Genomic DNA, 16,407 nt, shown 5'->3' with positions numbered 1-16,407 from the left:
GTTGCCGGTTCACGAGCAGAACTTCGCGAGCAGCCCGAGTTGCGCGTTGCGGATCGTCTTGCCGGCGCGGCGCCGGCGGTAGTGGCCGTCGCTGTGCATCTGCCATGCCGACTGGTTGTCGCCGAGGCACACCGACAGCCCTTCGGCCAGCACGCGCCGCTTGAGCTTGCGATCGCGGATCGGGAACGCGACTTCGACGCGGCGGAACAGGTTGCGGTCCATCCAGTCGGCGCTCGACAGATAGACATCCTCGGCACCGTTCGCGTGGAAATAGTAGATCCGGTGGTGCTCGAGGAAGCGGCCGACGATCGAGCGCACGGTGATGTTTTCCGACAGCCCCGGCACGCCGGGCTTCAGCGCGCAGACACCACGCACGATCAGGTCGACCTTGACGCCGGCCTGCGACGCTTCGTACAGCGCGGCGATCACCGTCGGTTCCAGCAACGCGTTCATCTTCGCGACGACGCGCGCGCGCTTGCCGGCACGCGCATTGTCGATCTCCGCGCGGATCGAGTCGATGATGCGCGGATGCAGCGTGAACGGCGACTGCCACAGCTCGTGCAGCGTGAGTTCGCCGCCGATGCCGGTCAGTTGCTGGAACACGTGATGGACGTCCTCGCAGATCTTCTGGTCGGCCGTCATCAGCCCGAAGTCGGTGTAGAGGCGTGCCGTGCGCGGATGGTAGTTGCCGGTGCCGAGGTGCACGTAGCGGCGCAGCGACGCCTTGCCGCCCTGCACGACGCGCCGCACGATCAGCATCATCTTCGCGTGGCACTTGTGGCCGACCACGCCGTACACGACATGCGCGCCGACGGCCTCGAGCTGCGACGCCCAGTTGATGTTGGTTTCCTCGTCGAAGCGCGCGAGCAGTTCGACGACGACGGTCACTTCCTTGCCGTTGCGCGCGGCTTCCATCAGCGCGTCCATCAGCGGCGAATCGGTGCCGGTGCGGTAGATCGTCTGCTTGATCGCGACGACGCTCGGGTCCTTCGCGGCCTGCTGCAGCAGTTCGAGCACCGGCTGGAAGCTCTCGTACGGGTGGTGCAGCAGGATGTCGCCGTTGTCGATCGCGTCGAACATCGTCGGCGCGTTCGTGATCGCGGCGGGAGTCGACGCGGTGAACGGCGTGAACTTCAGGTCGGGTCGGTCGACGAGATCGGGAATCTGCATCAGCCGCACGAGGTTCACCGATCCGGCCACGCGATAGCAGTCCTTGTCGCCGAGCTCGCTTTCGTCGAGCAGGCGTCGCACGATGTGCGGCGGCGTGTCCGCCGACACCTCGAGGCGCACCGCGTTGCCGAGGTGGCGCGCGGGCAGTTCGCCCTGCAGCGCGACGCGCAGGTTCGTGATCTCGTCTTCGTCGACGAACAGTTCGCTGTTGCGCGTGATACGGAACTGGTTGCAGCTCTTCACGACGAGTTGCGGGAAGAGTTCGCCGACGAAGCGCTGCATGAACGAGCTCAGCAGCACGAAGCCGTGCTCGAAACCCGACAGCGCGTGCGGCATGCGTACGACGCGCGGCAGCGCGCGCGGCGCCTGCACGATGCCCATCACGGCCTGACGGCCGAATGCGTCGCGGCCTTCGAGCTCGACGACGAAGTTCAGGCTCTTGTTCAGCACCCGCGGGAACGGGTGGGCGGGATCGAGGCCGATCGGCGTCAGCACGGGCAGCAGCTCGTCGAGGAAGTAGTGCCGCGCCCATTCGAGCTGCTCGTCGTTCCACGTGTCGCTCGCATGGAAGTAGATGCCTTCCTGCTCGAGCGCGGGCAGCACGGTTTCGTGCAGCATCGTGTACTGTCGATGAACGAGCCGCTGCGCGCGTTCGACCACGAGATCGTAAGCATGTTGTAACGACATGCCGTCGGGCGTCAGGGCGCCGGGGTTGTCGCGGATCTGCTCCTGAAGGCCGGCCATCCGGACTTCGAAGAATTCGTCGAGGTTGCTGCTGGTGATGCAGATGAAGCGGAGGCGCTCGAGCAACGGGACTTGCGGATCGGCTGCCTGGGCCAGCACGCGCTCGTTGAAACCGAGGATGCCGAGTTCACGATTGAGAAGCGGATAACGGACGGACATCGGCAGAGTAGGGGGGGATTCGGGCGATGATTCGAAAGGACGCTCGGAAACTCTCACGGTACGATGACGTGCTGATGACAATGATGTATTTATATCGGGAAATTCTACGCTGTAATCGTTTCGTCCCATAAATGTTTCGACGATATGCAAACGAGCAGTATGCATGCCCGTGAAGCGTGGCAACGGCAAGCGTTCCACGCTTAAAATGTCGCCTTTGATTGATCGCCCAAGGCTGTCGCACCGGCTGCCGCGGGCGAACGCGCACGGAGCCCCTCTGATGGTTACAACCCCCCACTTGCTGGCTGCCGTGGATCTCGGCTCGAACAGCTTCCGGCTGATCGTCGGACGCGTCGAGGAAACGCCGGCGGGCAGCCAGATCTATCCCGTCGATGCGCTGCGCGAGCCCGTCCGGCTGGCCGCGGGCCTGTCGAGCGACAAGATGCTCGATCGCGCGTCGCAGGAGCGTGGCTGGGAGGCGCTCAAGCGGTTCGGCGAGCGCCTGCGCGATTTCCATCCCGATCATGTGCGCGCGGTGGCCACCAACACGCTGCGCGTCGCGAAGAATGCGGGCGAGTTTCTCGGCGAGGCGGAAGCGGCGCTCGGTTTTCCGATCGAAGTGATTGCAGGCCGCGAAGAAGCGCGCCTGATCTACGCGGGCGCCGCGCACTCGGTGCCGGCGAGCGCCGGCAAGCGGCTCGTCGTCGACATCGGCGGCGGCTCCACCGAATTCATCATCGGCTCGCACTACACGCCGATCGTGATGGAGAGCCTTTACATCGGCTGCGTAAGTCACAGCCGGGCCTTCTTCCCTGCCGGCAACGTCGACGAATACACGATGCGGCAGGCCGAACTCGCGGCCAAGCGCGAGATCCAGATCATTTCGAGCGAGTACAAGAAGGCCGGCTGGGACCAGGCGATCGGTTCGTCCGGCACCGCGCGTGCGCTCGCGGAACTCGTCGAGGCGAACGGCTTCAACGATCCGGGCATCACGCACGGCATTTCGCGCGGCGGCCTCGAGCGCCTGAAGCGTGCGCTGATCAAATCGGAGAACGTCAACCGGCTGAAGCTGATCGCGCTGAAACCCGACCGCGTGCCGGTGCTCGCGGGCGGCCTCGCGATCATGCTCGCGGTGTTCGAGGAACTCGGGGTCGACTACGTCGATACGACCGACGGCGCGCTGCGCCTCGGAGTGCTGTACGACCTGCTCGGCCGGACGCAGCACGAGGACATGCGCGCGGTGACCGTCGAGGGCTTTACGCGCCGCTACGGTGTCGATCGTGCGCAGGCCGAGCGGATCGGCGCGCTGGCGGGTCGTTTCTACGACGAACTCGAGGAAGCCGACGACGAAGCGCGCGAGGAAGGGCGGATGTTCCTCGGCTGGGCGGCCGCGTTGCACGAGATCGGCCTGTCGATCTCGCACAGCGCGTATCACAAGCATTCGGCCTATATCGCGAGCAACGCGGACATGCCGGGTTTTTCGCGCACCGACCAGGCGCGGCTCGCCGCGCTGGTGCTCGGTCATGCGGGCAAGCTCGGCAAGCTGTCGCAGGCCCGCGAAGTCGAGTGGCCGCTGCTGTTCTGCCTGCGCCTCGCGGCGCTGCTGTGCCGACGCCGAACCGACGCGGGGCTGCCCGACATTTCCGTTTCGCAGATGAAGAAGGGCGGGTATGAAGTGCGCCTGCCGAGCGCGTGGGTCGAGCAGAACCCGCTGACCGACTACAGCCTCAGCCAGGAGGCGGCGGAATGGGAGAAGGTCGGAATCCCGTATCGCGTGGTGTATACGGGCGCGTAAAAGGCCGATAGCGGGGCCGGGACGGGCGGCAGGCTGGCTTGCCGCCCTCAGGATTGCCGCATGATCGTCCTGACGGTCGCTCAGTCCGACGAGCAGACGATCGCGGTCAGGAACGGAAACGCCTGCCTGACGGTCGCGTCGCTGCCGGCCTTGCGCACGGCTTCTTCCACCGCGCTTTTCGTGCCGCGCACCACGACGCCATAGGCCCAGTCGCCGATCGGCGTGCCGTCGCCGGTGCGGAAGATCGGGTCGTTCGCCTGGTAGCCGAGCACGACGTAGACGCCGAAGCCGTATGCGGTCAGCGAGTGGCTCGTGCGGAATGCATTGACCGAGTTCGATTCGACGTGCATCGGCTCCGACTGGATATCGCCGGCTGCGAGCAGCGGCGCGACGAACTTGTGCCCGGTCGAGTGGCAGTCGAGTGCGTCGTCGAGTGCCTTGGCCGATGCGGTGCCGGCGGTCGCAAGCGCGAGCAGCGATGCGCACAGGGCGGTCTTGAGAATGTTGTTTGTCATGCGCGGATGCAGGTTGTCCACGCGCATTATCGCGTGTTCCCGGAAGTGTCGTATCCGGGTTGCGGCGGCGAGGCCGGCCACCTCGTTCGATTCGTGACCTTCGCAAGCGTGATCGATGACGAAAGCGTCCGGACTTGCCGCGAATGCCCGGGCATCGTATGAATCCGTGCGTCGCCGCTTAACGGCTTATCGCGTTCCCGTACCGCCCGGTGAGCACGAACCGTGCGCCGAACAGTGGCAGGACAAGAAAGCCGAGGCCTGCCGGCAATCCCCACAGCACATCGCCCCATATCGCGAGGAACGTGGCGGCCCGGGCCGTTTCCGCGGGCGCGGCGGGGTCGTACGCGACCTGCACGACAGTTCCGGGCGGACCGTCCATGCCGCCGTTCTGTACGAACTCGATGCGCTGGCCCTGGGCCGTTTCGAAGCGTATGGTCGGGTGTCCGCTCGACTTGACGACTACACCGGGCGCTCGAGAGGCGTGCGAAAGGAAGACCGTCGTCCGGTAGGCCTGCACGACGCAGAAAGCGAGTACGGCGGCGCCGATGATCATGGCGATGACGGTCGCGATATTCATCGCCGGTTTTGCCGGGCGATCAGTCGAGGAGGCTGTCATGCGAGGTCCGGATGGTGTAGGGGGGGCAAGTGTGTTCATTCACGCATCGTACGCATTGCGGAGGTAACCCGAGCTGCCGTCGTTGGTGCCGGTGAGCTGGGCCGAGATCTCCTGTCTCTCGCGGGACCAGGAGGCCGCCCAGCTGCGGAAGCCGAAGCGGTCGGCGGACGAGGCCCGCTCGTCGCCGCCGAAATGGCGCTTGACGAAGGCTGACAACCGCGACACGGCTTCGTCGAAAGGTAGGTCCGTTTCGAGCATCCACATCTCGAATGTTTTCCGTTCATCCTCGACGAACTCGACAGCCAGATTCCCGATGGTGCCGAGGCCTTCGGGCAGTTGCAGGGACGACAGGGATGTCGGCATGGTCGACGAAACTCCGGTTTGGCATTGGGGCGCCGATAATGGTACCGCTACGGGTTCGAGTTGGCCCCGTTGAGGCGCCGGTTTGTCCCTGGGAAAAGGTGATTCGTACGAGCGTACCGAAGTGGATAACCCGCGATGCTGCATCTCAATGAGTCGATTCGCGACGCAACTGACCGGTAACGGTCGAATGAAAGCGCTCGCCGTCGGTCTTTTATCGGTGGCGACAGCGACGTTCGGCGCGACGCCGGGAATCGATGAGGCCGGTGTCCTGCGTCAGGTGCTTTCCTGCCCGCTGGCGGACGGGAGCCGCATTGCGCTCGACGCCCGCTCGCATGGGTTGGACGGCGATGCGCTGTTCGTGCGGCGGGGGCACAAGACCGGGCGCGCGTTCCTTGACATGCCGGAGACCGATTTCGTGGGCAGGATTGCGTTGTCTAGGTGCGTCGGCAAGACCCTCGTCTTCGTACTGAACTACGGATCGCCTTACCTGAAGGGCGTCGCAATCCGGCTGAATCCGGTCACGCATGTCGAAGAGCGGATCTATTTCGCGGAGAAGGCGCTTCCGCGGTGGCTGTATTCGGGGCGTCGGGAGATGTGGGTGATCATCCCCAACGAAGGCGGCGAGACGGAGGGGAAGTATCTGGTTTATAGATATTCCGGATCGAAAGGGCGGCCATCGGAAAGCACGCCTGCCGATCGACTGCCGGTCGCGACGCGTGATCTCGTGCGGATCGAGTGACTGCGTGGCGCGAAATGCGGCGGTTGTCCGGGATCTTTCACGGGCCAGAAATGGAAAAGGGGTTACAACACTTCGTGTTGTAACCCCCTTGATTCCGGTGGTCGGAGCGAAAGGATTCGAACCTTCGACCCTCTGATCCCAAATCAGATGCGCTACCAGGCTGCGCTACGCTCCGACGAGCCAAAGATTCTATCTTTGAATGGCTGATCCGGTCAATCCCTATATGCGGGTAAATGCCGCGGCGGCGAACGAGCCGCAATTTGCGACAATTCGCACGGTAATCGGCCGGCCCGCACGCATGGGCGCGGGGCCGCCCGCCGAAGCAAGGAGAACATCATGATGAACCTGATCCTGTGGCGCCACGCCGAAGCCGAAGACTACGCGACGAGCGATCTCGCGCGGCAGTTGACCGTCCGCGGCCGCAAGGACGCGCAGGCGATGGCCAAGTGGCTGCGTGGCCGGCTCGAGACGAACACCGTGATCCTCGCGAGCCCGGCGGCCCGCACCGTACAAACCGTCGAGGCGCTGACCGACCAGTACCGGACGGTCGAGGCGCTCGCGCCGGGCGGCAGCGTCGACGACGTGCTGGCGGCGGCCGGCTGGCCGGACGGCATCGCGCCGACGGTCGTGATCGTCGGCCACCAGCCGACGCTCGGCAGCGTCGCCGCGCAACTGATCGCCGGCGGCGACGACAGCTGGAGCGTCAAGAAGGGCGGAATCGTGTGGCTCGCGAGCCGCACGCGCGACGGCAGCCGGCAGGCCGTGCTGCGGGCAGTATTGACGCCCGACCTGGTGTGAGGCCCGCCTGAAGCGCTTTGAAGGGTTTCGTCATACGGTTTCGCAAGCTTTCTGCTAAAGTCAATTCGGCGACACGTCATTGAAAGGACACGGTCGTGCCACATAACGGTCACGGCCGATTACTACATTGGCGGGCATGTCGTCCTATTCCTTACGATCAGGAAAGCCTAATGCGAGAACTGCCGACGCCTACGCTCCCTTTTGCCTCGCTGCCCCTCGACACGTCGCGGCGCCTCCTGCCGCGCGCTGCTGAAACCGTCACATCGGAGTATCGCCTGCGCGCCGCGTGGGCGCGTACGGAAGACGAATTGCGCGAAGCCCAGCGCCTGCGTTACAGCGTGTTCGCCGAAGAGATGGGCGCGCAGGTCAGCGGCCCCTCCGGTCTCGACGTCGATCCGTTCGATGCGTACTGCGACCACCTGCTGGTTCGCGATCTCGACACCCTGAAGGTCGTCGGCACGTATCGCGTGCTGCCGCCGCACCAGGCGGCGCGTGTCGGCCGCCTGTACGCCGAAGGCGAATTCGACCTGTCGCGCCTCACGCACCTGCGCGGCAAGATGGTCGAGGTCGGCCGCTCGTGCGTGCACAGCGACTACCGCAGCGGCGCCGTCATCATGGCGCTGTGGGGTGGTCTCGGCACGTACATGATGCAGAACGGCTACGAGACGATGCTCGGCTGCGCGAGCGTGTCGATGGCCGACGGCGGTCACTATGCGGCGAACCTGTACCAGTCGCTGTCGGCAGGTTCGCTGACGGCGCCCGAGTATCGTGCGTTCCCGCATACGGCCCTGCCGGTCGACGAATTGCAGACGGGCACCGTCGTGGCGCCGCCGCCGCTGATCAAGGGTTACCTGCGTCTCGGCGCGAAGATCTGCGGTGCGCCGGCCTGGGATCCCGACTTCAACTGCGCGGATTTCCTGACGCTGTTCCGTCTGTCCGACATCAACGCGCGCTACGCCCGCCATTTCCTGGGCTGAGCCTTCTGAACCGCGTTGCGCCCGCCTGCGGGTTCGGACGCGTGCACGCGAACGCCGTCGTGCGGCATGAGCCGCGCGACGGCGTTCGTCCATTTGATCAACGTGTGTGAATCGGGCCCCGTTAATTTCGGCGATACGCGATCACCGCCGTGCCGTGGGACGGCACGTTCGGGAACGGCCCGGGGGAGGGCCGGACGGCAGCGGCGCGCTTAGTGCTTGCGCCGCCAGTCGAGCAGGTGGTGTTCGGCCATCCAGTGATGGATGATCCCTTCGCCGCCATGGCTGCGCTTGTATTCGCGCGACTCGAAGAACGACAGGGCGACGAACACCATCAGGCCGATGAACAGGCCGATCAGGCCGGCAATTTCCTCAGACGACATGGCAGCCTCCTTTCCACGGCACAGCGCCATGCGTACATAGTAGGACATGCGCGGCGCGACTCCGAAGCAGGATTTCCGCTAGACTCGGCGCGGTCCCGGCGTGCGATGGGCGCGCCGATTTCCGGAGCCTTACCCGATGACCCGTTTCATGCTGGCCGTGCTGGCCGCATCTTTTCTCGCTGCCTGTACCAGCGATCCTCATCAGGCCCGTCGCGGCCATCCGCCGGAAGATCCGGCCGACTATCACGGCGTGCCGACCGACATGACGCCGCCGACGATGCTCGATGCACCGCCGCCCAAACCGGCGCAGTAACGGATGTTTACGGCCGCTCGGACCCGCTTAGGGCCGGTTCGGCGCGCCATCAGGCGCGGGCCGCGGGTGTATCGGTGCCGATGCGCCGCAACAGCCCCGGCAGGTAGCGCGCCAGCGTCGCGCCGCGCGCGGCCATGAACAGCAGCAGCGCGAACCAGAGGCCGTGATTGCCGAAGGTGCCGACGGCGGCGAGTGCGGCGACAACGAAGATCGAGAGCGACGCGACCATTGCGCGCATCAGCGATTGTGTCTGCGTCGCACCGATGAAGACGCCGTCGAGCAGGAAGCCCCAGACCGACACGATCGGTGAAATCGCGGCCCACGGCAGGTAGCGCAGCGCAACCTCGCGGATCTCGGCCTGATCGGTCAGGCGCGCGACGATCCAGCCGCCGGCGGCCCAGTACACCAGCGCGAACAGCAGCGCGCCGAGCGCCGACCAGAGCAGGGTGACGCGCACGGCCTGCCGGAAGGCACCGCGGTCGCGTGCGCCGGCCGCCGCGCCGACGAGTGCCTCGGCCGCATGCGCGAAGCCGTCGAGGCCGTACGCCATGAACGTCTGGAAATTCAGCAGCAGCGCGTTTGCCGCGAGCGTCGCATCGCCCTGTTTCGCACCGAGGTGCGCGAACCAGCCGAATGCGCCGAGCAGGCACAGCGTGCGCAGGAAGATGTCGCGATTGAGCGCGATCAGCCGCTTGAGTGCGACGCGGTCGGCGAGTGCACGTACCGCGATCGGCGCAAGGCCGCGCGGCCGTAGCCGCCACAGCATCCATGCACCGAGCGCGAAGCCGCATGCGTCTGCCGTGGCCGTCGCGGCGCCGATGCCGGCAATGCCCCAGCCGAAGCCATACACGTAGAGCAGGACGGCGCCGATGTTGACCGCATTGATGAACACCTGCGCGACGAGCGCGAGCCGCACGCGCTGCACCCCGAGCAGGTAGCCGAGCACGACGTAGTTCGCGAGCGCGAACGGTGCGCTCCAGATCCGCGCGTGGCTGTAGGACAGCGCCGTCGCGCGGACGGCATCGCTGCCGCCGAGCGCCGACAGCGCAAACGACAGCAGCGGCACCTGCAGCGCCAGCACCGCGGCGCCGAGCGCGAACGCGACGATCAACGCGCGCAGCACGTTCAGGCGGATCCCGGTGGTGTCGCCGGCACCGTGCGCCTGCGCGACGAGACCGGTCGTCCCCATTCGCAGGAAACCGAATCCCCAGAACACGAAATTGAAGAACAGCCCGCCGAGCGCGACGCCGCCGAGATACTGCGCGCCGTCGAGGTGGCCGGCGACGGCCGTGTCGACGGCGCCGAGGATCGGCTGGGTCAGGTTCGCCAGGACGATCGGAAACGCGAGTGCGAGGACGCGCCGGTGCGTGACGGTGGCCGAGCCCGTGCCGGCCCCGTGCGGTAACGCGGATTCGGACATGGCGGACGCGTCAGGCGCGTTCCTGCACGCACACCCACGGCGAGACGACGACTGCCCACAGCTCCGGGTTGCGCGCCGCGTAATCGGCGGCGGTTTCGGCCGGCATGCGCGCGACGAGGCCCGCGGACAGCCAGCGCGTGACCTGTTCGGCGTCGTCGTCGGCAACCGCTTCCGCGACGCTGACGAGATCGAGGTCGCGCGCAACGGACAGCAGCTTGCCCTGCGCGAAGAAGCGTTCGAGATCGCACCAGTCGATCTTGGCGGTTTCGCCGAGGAGTTTGGCGTAGAGCGGGCTGTGCGACGCGCCCGCGGCGGCGTGGTGATCAGAGGACATCGTTTTCTTGGAAAGACTGCGTGGTGGCGCCACTATAAACCATCCGGCCGGGCGGGCGGCGCGGGTGGCGGCCCGCTTACGCGTCGCGCAGCGCGCGGCGCACGATCTTGCCGGTCGGGGTCATCGGCAGGCTGTCGACGAACGCGATCGCGCGCGGATACTCGTGGGCGGCGAGGCGCGTGCGTACGTGCGCCTGCAGTGCCTGAACGAGCGCATCGTCGCCGGCGTGACCGGGATTCAGCACGATGAACGCCTTGACGATCTCGGTACGCGTCGCGTCGGGCACGCCGACGACGGCCGCCATCCGCACCGCCGGATGCGTGAGCAGGCAGTCCTCGATCGGGCCCGGGCCGATCCGGTAGCCGGCGCTCGTGATCACGTCGTCGTCGCGGCCGACGAAGCGGACGAAACCGTCGGCGTCGATCATGCCTGTATCGCCGGTGAGCAGGTAGTCGCCCGCGAACTTGTCGCGGGTCGCGTCGGCGTTGCGCCAGTACTCGAGGAACATCACCGGATCGGGGCGGCGCACCGCGATGCGCCCTTCGACGCCGGGCGGCAGCGGCGTGCCGTCCGCGTCGACGATCGCGACCGCATGGCCGGGCACCGCCTTGCCGATTGCGCCGGGCTGCGCATCGAACAGCGCCGCGCACGACGACAGCACCATGTTGCACTCGGTTTGCCCGTAGAACTCGTTGATCGTCACGCCGAGCGCGTCGCGTCCCCAGGCCGTCAGTTCGGTGCCGAGCGTCTCCCCGCCGCTCGCGACCGATTTCAGCGACAGCGCGTAGCGTTCGCGCGGTGCCGGGACGGTGCGCATCAGCTTCAGCGCGGTGGGCGGCAGGAACGCGTGGGTGACGCCGTGCCGGGCCATCAGTGCGAACGCGGCGTCGCCGTCGAATTTCTCGAAGCGACGGGCGAGCACGGGCACGCCGTGATGCCATGATGGCAGCAGCACGTCGAGCAGGCCGCCGATCCATGCCCAGTCGGCGGGTGTCCAGAACAGGCGCGCGTCGCGCGGGAAGCACTGCTGCGACATCTCGACGCCCGGCAGGTGGCCAAGTAGCACGCGATGCGCGTGCAGCGCGCCTTTCGGCTTGCCCGTCGTGCCGGACGTATAGATGATGAGCGCCGGATCGTCGGCGGCCGTATCGGCCGGCACGAAGTCGGGCGACTCGGCGGCGAGCGCCGTGTCGTAGCGCAGCACGCCGGGAGCGTCGGGCGCATCGTCGCCGATGCAGTAGATGGTGTGCAGTGCCGGCAGTTGCGCGCGTAGCGATGCGATTTTCGCGTAGCCGGCCGCATCGGTAACGAGCGCGGCCGCCTCGCTGTTCGCGAGCCGGTATTCGAGCGCATCGACGCCGAACAACGTGAAGAGCGGCACCGCGATGGCGCCGAGCTTGTACGCGGCGAGGTGCGCGATGGCCGTTTCGGGGCCCTGCGCGAGAAAGATGCCGATGCGGTCGCCGCGCCGCAGGCCGGCGCGCACGAAGCTGTTCGCGAGCCGGTTAGAGGCATTCCTCAGGTCGTCGAACGTGATGCGGGACACGTCGCCTTGCGCCGTTTCGTGGATCAGCGCGAGGCGTCCGCTGCCGTCCGCCCATTTGTTGCAGACGTCCACGCCGATGTTGTAGCGGGCCGGAACGTCCCACGCGAAGCGGGAGAGCAGGTCGTCGTAGCGGTCGGTGGCGGGCAGCATCGCAGTGTCTCCTGGGGGGCGGCGTGGTGTCAGGCGAACGGCTTACATCAGGGTTTCACGCAGGGGAATCCACAATGACGCCTGAGGGTAGGGAATCCTCGCACTCGTCCAATTGCTGCGGCTCAGTGCACGATTCCGCAATGACGCATAAGATCACTTAAAAATCAGTGTGTGACCATGGATTTGCTTCTGATAGCTGCGGGGTTCAGCCTGATCGGAATCGGCGTGCTGGTAGCGTTCGCTTGTCGCGTCGATCCGTTGTCCGGCCGTTTCACCGGACGTCTGCGCAAGCGCTGACATCACCTTTCCCGATTTTCACCGCGACGGCACGCGATGCGTGCCGGCGTCGCGTGTCGTCTGTCGGGCGCTCAGCGCGCCGGCAGGTAGCGTGACGGGTCGATCGACCGGCCGCCGTAGCGCAATTCGAAATGCAGCGCGACGCGATCGCTGTCGCTGTTGCCCATCTCGGCGATCGATTGCCCCTGCGTGACCGACTGGCCTTCCTTCACCAGCAGCGCACGGTTGTGCGCGTAGGCGGTCAGGTAGTCGGCGTTGTGCTTGAGGATGATCAGGTTGCCGTAGCCGCGCAGCCCGTTACCCGCGTAGACCACCACACCCGGCGCGGCCGCGACCACCGGCGTGCCCGGCGAGTTCGCGATGTCGATCCCCTTCGATTTCGAGCCGTCGAACGTGCGGACCACGTTGCCGGCCGCCGGCCAGATCAGCGCGATGCTCGTGGCCGGCTTGACGGCCGATTCAACCGGTGCGGAAGGCGCGGGGCGGGCCCGGCCGGCACTGCCGGTGCCGGTGGTCGACGGCGTCGATGCGGTGGTCGTGCCGGGCGGCGGCGCGACGCGCAGCACCTGGCCGACTTCGATCGCATCGGGGTTCGTCATCTGGTTCCAGCGCACGATGTTCGATACCGACGTGCGGTTGTCGCGCGCGATCTTGTAGAGCGTATCGCCGCGTTCGACGCGATAGAACCCGGGGCCGACGGGCGCGGAGCCGCACGCGACGAGCAGGGCGGCGCAGGCGGCTGCGAAGAGTCGCTTCGTTGTTGTTCCGAACATTGAACCTCGCAAGACCCTGCCGCTCGTGACGCGGCAGGCAACACAAAACGTCCGATTTTAACGGGTTCGACCCGCGCACCGCAGTTTGTGCCGTTGCCGGGGGCCGTCGGACGCCGGTTCGGCCAGCGTCTCAGCCCGCGTGGCCGGCGTCTCGGCCCACGTTTCAGCCGGCGAGCGGGAGGACGCGAATCCGCAGCGTGGCCGTTTCGGTCGCGCCCGGCGCGAGCATGCGCAGCCCGAGGCCGTTGTGGATCGCGTCCGGCAGGCCGAGCCACGGTTCGACGCAATAGAAGTCGGAATCCGGCTTTTCGGTCCAGGTCGTGACCGCGTACCACGGGATCGAGCCCGGCACGTCGAGTGCGATCTCGATCGTGCGGCGCCGGCTCGGCATCACGATGCGCACCGGCGTGGACGGCACGCCGTCGAGGCAGTGGAAGCGGTCGAGGATCCCTTGGTTGTCGAGGCGATAGCGCGCTTCGCCCGGCTCGGGCGGGCTGATCGAACCGTCCGGCTGCTGCGCGCAGCGATGCGTGGGCGGCAGTTCGAGCGTGGTTTCCGCGCGTTCGCCGTGCGGCAGCGCGAAATAGAAATGGTGACCGGCGTAGTAGGGCAGCGGCGTGTCGCCGCGATTGGTCGTCGTCAGCGCGACTTCGAGCGTGTGCGAGTCGGCCAGCCGGTAGGTCGTTTCGAACCGGAAATCGAACGGGTAGCTCGCGCGCAGTGCGTCGGTCGCGTCGAGCGTCATCGACAACGCGGCGCCGTCGGCCGACGGTTGCGCGGCGAACGGCAGGTCGCGCGCGAAGCCGTGCATCGGCAGGTCGCGTATCACGCCGGCGGCGTCGCGCCAGCGGCCGAGCTCGCTGTCGACGCGGTGACGGCCGAGGAACGGGAACAGCAGCGGGTTGCCGCCGCGCACGCGCGCGAGGTTGCTCCAGTCGGCCGTTTCCGGCCAGAAGATGACCGGTTCGCCGTCGACATCCCATGACAGCAGGCGGCCGCCGAATTGCGGAGCGACCCGGACGAGCGACGGGCCGGCGTGAAGTTCGTGAATGTCGTGTTGCTGGAAGGTCGGCATGGCGAATCGGGTTGGGCGGGTGAACGGGAACGGCGCGCTCCATTATCGGGCCGTGGCGGCTTGGGGAAAACCCTTCTCGGGAAATCGCGAGTTTTTAAGACCGTCAACGGTCGGGATAATGCCTCTAAACCGGTGAGGTTGCCGGGTCATGACACTTCGTGGAGGGGGCCATGGATCTGGCAATGGCAATGGGACTCGCACTGTTCGGCATGTTCACGGGCAGCACGGTATTATTTTTCTATCAGCTCGGCCGCTGACGGCAATTCCTGCCGAAATCGAAAGGCCCGCCATGCAAATGGCGGGCTTTTTGCTTTCCGGGCGCTTACAAGTTGCAAGCGTTTGTGTGCATTGCCGCAATATCCCGCCAAATGCCTTGGCGCAGTAATCCGGGCTCGGCATAATCGGGGCGCGTTTTTTCGGACACGCATCGCGTCGTCCGCTTCTCTTCCCGCTCAATCTTCATTAAAAGGACCGACGCGTGAGTCTCTGGTTTCTGGTATTCCTGAGCGTCCTGCAGGGCGTCACCGAACTCTTTCCCGTCAGCAGCCTTGGCCATACGCTGCTCGTGCCGGCGCTGTTCGGCATGCACATCGACAAGCACGCACCGCAACTGCTGCCGTTCCTCGTTGCGCTGCACCTCGGCACCGCGTTGGCGCTGCTGTGGTACTTCCGCGCGCGCTGGATCGCGCTGATCGGCGGCTTCTTCGCGCAGCTCGGCGGCCGCAAGAACGACGACGGGCACCTGATGTGGGCGCTCATCATCGGTACGATCCCGACCGGCATCGTCGGGCTGCTTCTCGAGAAGCGCATCGAACGCGTGTTCCACGACCTGCGGATCGTCGCGATCGCGCTGATCGTGAACGGCGTGCTGCTGTGGCTCGGCGATCGCATCCAGCGTAGCCGCGCGCATCAGGCGCCCGAAAAGATGACGTTCAAGCAGGCGTTCTTCGTGGGTCTCGCGCAGATCGGCGCGCTGATTCCGGGCTTCTCGCGCAGCGGGCTGACGATGATCGCCGGCAATGCGGCGGGCCTGACGGCGGAGAAGGCCGCGGAATTCTCGTTCCTGCTCGGTACGCCGATCATCTTCGCGGCGGGCGTGCTCGAACTGCCGAAGCTGTTCCATGCGCGCGACCAGCTCGCCGATGCGCTGCTCGGCGGCGTGCTGACGGCGATCGCCGCGTACCTGAGCGTGCGGTTCCTGATGCGCTATTTCGAAGGGCGTGGCCGGCTGGCTTCGTTCGGCGTGTATTGCGTGATCGCCGGCGTGTTCTGCCTCGGCTGGTTCATGCTGCATCCGCAGCCGGTCTGAGGCTGCGTTGGCCGGTCTCGCATGATGTGACGCGATGATCGGGTATAATTTCGGGCTCGGCTTCATGCCGGGCCCGTTTTGTTTCGGGGCTTCGAGTCTGGTTTGTGGTTTGCCGGTTTTGCCGGTGCTCGAAGTCTTGCGTCAGATGCGGCTCGTGCAGGCCGTGTCTTTTCTCCCCGACCGCCCTTAGCTCAGCTGGATAGAGCAACGGCCTTCTAAGCCGTAGGTCACACGTTCGAGTCGTGTAGGGCGGGCCAGTGAAATCAATAGGTTAGATTTTTTTCGAAGCTAATCTCCGGTCTTAAAAAAATCCATGTAGGTGTCATGTAGGTGTTCGCTCTCAATGCGGATCCAAGTCAATCCATATCGTAAGAGTAGCTCGTATGAAATGGACGTCGATCAGCACGCGGAGCGCGTATTGCAGCGAGAGAAGTGTGTTGGATTGCCGGGAGGCGGAAATTGGCAGGGATCGCGAGTAGCATTACCGTCGACAGCCACTCGACTTACTGCGTATGTGGCGCGATAAGATCGAGCCTCGGATACTAGGGCAAGATGGACTGCCTGACGACGATAGAACAGAACGGGGGGAGGTGTGACGCAACAGAAGACGCCGCAGGCAATTATCGAATTCAGCACGAAGTTGCCTGACCAGGAATTTCCCGAGTTCGGGTCGTAGTACATGGCCGGTGCTCTCTGCCGTTTAACTTGGATGAAGCCGGCAGCCCGTAGCAGTTCTGTTTCGGTAATGCCGTACTCCTTGACGGCTTCTGCGATCTGCCTGAGCTTGGCTTGTTTCTCCTGTTGCTTGGCTTCTTCGACTAGCTGTGAAGCGTCAAGAGGTTGTTTCTCGACGCGGGAAGTCTGGCCATCGGCGCAACGCCGCCGATGGCGCTATGGGCACGATGCCAGTTGTAGTGGTGCTGCCAACTCGCCAAGG

At 65.7% G+C, this 16,407-nt stretch carries 16 protein-coding genes, 2 tRNA genes and 1 pseudogene; 7 read left to right on the top strand and 12 right to left on the bottom strand.

Annotated elements, in window-relative coordinates:
• Positions 1-9 precede the first annotated feature (9 nt).
• Complete coding sequence (gene ppk1 / locus ACTJLD_RS08400) at positions 10-2,073, bottom strand: polyphosphate kinase 1 (RefSeq protein WP_027787867.1); 2,064 nt, start codon at positions 2,071-2,073, stop codon at positions 10-12.
• A 277-nt stretch (positions 2,074-2,350) separates the two neighbouring features.
• On the opposite strand from ppk1, the gene ppx reads away from it, so the two are divergent.
• Complete coding sequence (gene ppx / locus ACTJLD_RS08395) at positions 2,351-3,865, top strand: exopolyphosphatase (protein WP_027787866.1); 1,515 nt, start codon at positions 2,351-2,353, stop codon at positions 3,863-3,865.
• An 80-nt stretch (positions 3,866-3,945) separates the two neighbouring features.
• Here the strand turns inward: ppx and ACTJLD_RS08390 are convergent, their stop codons facing one another.
• The 3 genes from ACTJLD_RS08390 to ACTJLD_RS08380 form a co-directional block, all read right to left on the bottom strand.
• Entirely contained in the window at positions 3,946-4,380 is a 435-nt protein-coding gene (locus ACTJLD_RS08390) for a hypothetical protein (protein WP_027787865.1), read from the bottom strand.
• Between the two features lie 178 nt (positions 4,381-4,558).
• Positions 4,559-4,996 (bottom strand): DUF3592 domain-containing protein, encoded by a 438-nt coding sequence (locus ACTJLD_RS08385; protein WP_081072824.1) that lies wholly within the window; start codon positions 4,994-4,996, stop codon positions 4,559-4,561.
• Positions 4,997-5,035: 39 nt separating this feature from the next.
• Positions 5,036-5,359: a hypothetical protein gene (locus ACTJLD_RS08380; RefSeq protein ID WP_334011361.1), complete on the bottom strand. Its 324-nt coding sequence runs from the start codon at positions 5,357-5,359 to the stop codon at positions 5,036-5,038.
• Positions 5,360-5,546: 187 nt separating this feature from the next.
• Between ACTJLD_RS08380 and ACTJLD_RS08375 the strand changes: the two genes are divergently transcribed.
• A complete protein-coding gene (locus tag ACTJLD_RS08375) occupies positions 5,547-6,098 on the top strand; it encodes a hypothetical protein (protein ID WP_440658535.1) in 552 nt (183 codons plus the stop codon).
• 98 nt (positions 6,099-6,196) lie between these two features.
• Here the strand turns inward: ACTJLD_RS08375 and ACTJLD_RS08370 are convergent.
• Positions 6,197-6,273: transfer RNA gene (locus tag ACTJLD_RS08370), tRNA-Pro, on the bottom strand.
• A gap of 161 nt (positions 6,274-6,434) precedes the next feature.
• On the opposite strand from ACTJLD_RS08370, the gene sixA reads away from it, so the two are divergent.
• Together sixA and ACTJLD_RS08360 are read left to right on the top strand one after the other, a co-directional pair.
• A complete protein-coding gene (gene sixA, locus ACTJLD_RS08365) occupies positions 6,435-6,896 on the top strand; it encodes a phosphohistidine phosphatase SixA (RefSeq protein ID WP_027787862.1) in 462 nt (153 codons plus the stop codon).
• Between the two features lie 170 nt (positions 6,897-7,066).
• Positions 7,067-7,873, top strand: a complete 807-nt coding sequence (locus tag ACTJLD_RS08360; RefSeq protein WP_021157266.1) for a GNAT family N-acetyltransferase — start codon at positions 7,067-7,069, stop codon at positions 7,871-7,873.
• A 209-nt stretch (positions 7,874-8,082) separates the two neighbouring features.
• On the opposite strand, the gene ACTJLD_RS08355 is transcribed toward ACTJLD_RS08360, so the two are convergent.
• Positions 8,083-8,253 (bottom strand): hypothetical protein, encoded by a 171-nt coding sequence (locus ACTJLD_RS08355; RefSeq protein ID WP_162922944.1) that lies wholly within the window; start codon positions 8,251-8,253, stop codon positions 8,083-8,085.
• 136 nt (positions 8,254-8,389) lie between these two features.
• Between ACTJLD_RS08355 and ACTJLD_RS08350 the strand changes: the two genes are divergently transcribed.
• Positions 8,390-8,566 (top strand): hypothetical protein, encoded by a 177-nt coding sequence (locus ACTJLD_RS08350; protein WP_091922310.1) that lies wholly within the window; start codon positions 8,390-8,392, stop codon positions 8,564-8,566.
• A gap of 49 nt (positions 8,567-8,615) precedes the next feature.
• Here the strand turns inward: ACTJLD_RS08350 and ACTJLD_RS08345 are convergent, their stop codons facing one another.
• The 5 genes from ACTJLD_RS08345 to ACTJLD_RS08325 all read right to left on the bottom strand — a co-directional run bounded on the left by ACTJLD_RS08345 (position 8,616) and on the right by ACTJLD_RS08325 (position 14,161).
• Complete coding sequence (locus tag ACTJLD_RS08345) at positions 8,616-9,986, bottom strand: MATE family efflux transporter (RefSeq protein ID WP_027787861.1); 1,371 nt, start codon at positions 9,984-9,986, stop codon at positions 8,616-8,618.
• Positions 9,987-9,996: 10 nt separating this feature from the next.
• Complete coding sequence (locus ACTJLD_RS08340) at positions 9,997-10,320, bottom strand: DUF2288 domain-containing protein (protein WP_027787860.1); 324 nt, start codon at positions 10,318-10,320, stop codon at positions 9,997-9,999.
• A gap of 76 nt (positions 10,321-10,396) precedes the next feature.
• The gene (locus ACTJLD_RS08335; RefSeq protein WP_440658531.1) at positions 10,397-12,016 is read right to left on the bottom strand and encodes an acyl-CoA synthetase; all 1,620 of its coding nucleotides are present in this window, start codon (positions 12,014-12,016) and stop codon (positions 10,397-10,399) included.
• A gap of 368 nt (positions 12,017-12,384) precedes the next feature.
• The gene (locus ACTJLD_RS08330) at positions 12,385-13,086 is read right to left on the bottom strand and encodes a peptidoglycan DD-metalloendopeptidase family protein (RefSeq protein WP_027787858.1); all 702 of its coding nucleotides are present in this window, start codon (positions 13,084-13,086) and stop codon (positions 12,385-12,387) included.
• Positions 13,087-13,249: 163 nt separating this feature from the next.
• On the bottom strand, positions 13,250-14,161 hold the full coding sequence (locus tag ACTJLD_RS08325) for an aldose epimerase family protein (protein ID WP_440658529.1): 912 nt from the start codon (positions 14,159-14,161) through the stop codon (positions 13,250-13,252).
• A gap of 478 nt (positions 14,162-14,639) precedes the next feature.
• On the opposite strand from ACTJLD_RS08325, the gene ACTJLD_RS08320 reads away from it, so the two are divergent.
• Together ACTJLD_RS08320 and ACTJLD_RS08315 are read left to right on the top strand one after the other, a co-directional pair.
• Positions 14,640-15,470 (top strand): undecaprenyl-diphosphate phosphatase, encoded by an 831-nt coding sequence (locus ACTJLD_RS08320; protein WP_021157259.1) that lies wholly within the window; start codon positions 14,640-14,642, stop codon positions 15,468-15,470.
• A gap of 180 nt (positions 15,471-15,650) precedes the next feature.
• Positions 15,651-15,727 (top strand) — tRNA-Arg (locus ACTJLD_RS08315).
• A 561-nt stretch (positions 15,728-16,288) separates the two neighbouring features.
• On the opposite strand, the pseudogene ACTJLD_RS08310 reads toward ACTJLD_RS08315, so the two are convergent.
• A pseudogene (locus ACTJLD_RS08310) lies at positions 16,289-16,407 on the bottom strand (IS481 family transposase); the annotation flags it as partial.

This window comes from Burkholderia sp. 22088 (assembly GCF_052045915.1).
Taxonomy (GTDB): Bacteria; Pseudomonadota; Gammaproteobacteria; order Burkholderiales; family Burkholderiaceae; genus Burkholderia; species Burkholderia cepacia.
This window is presented reverse-complemented; position numbering and strand designations above follow the sequence as displayed.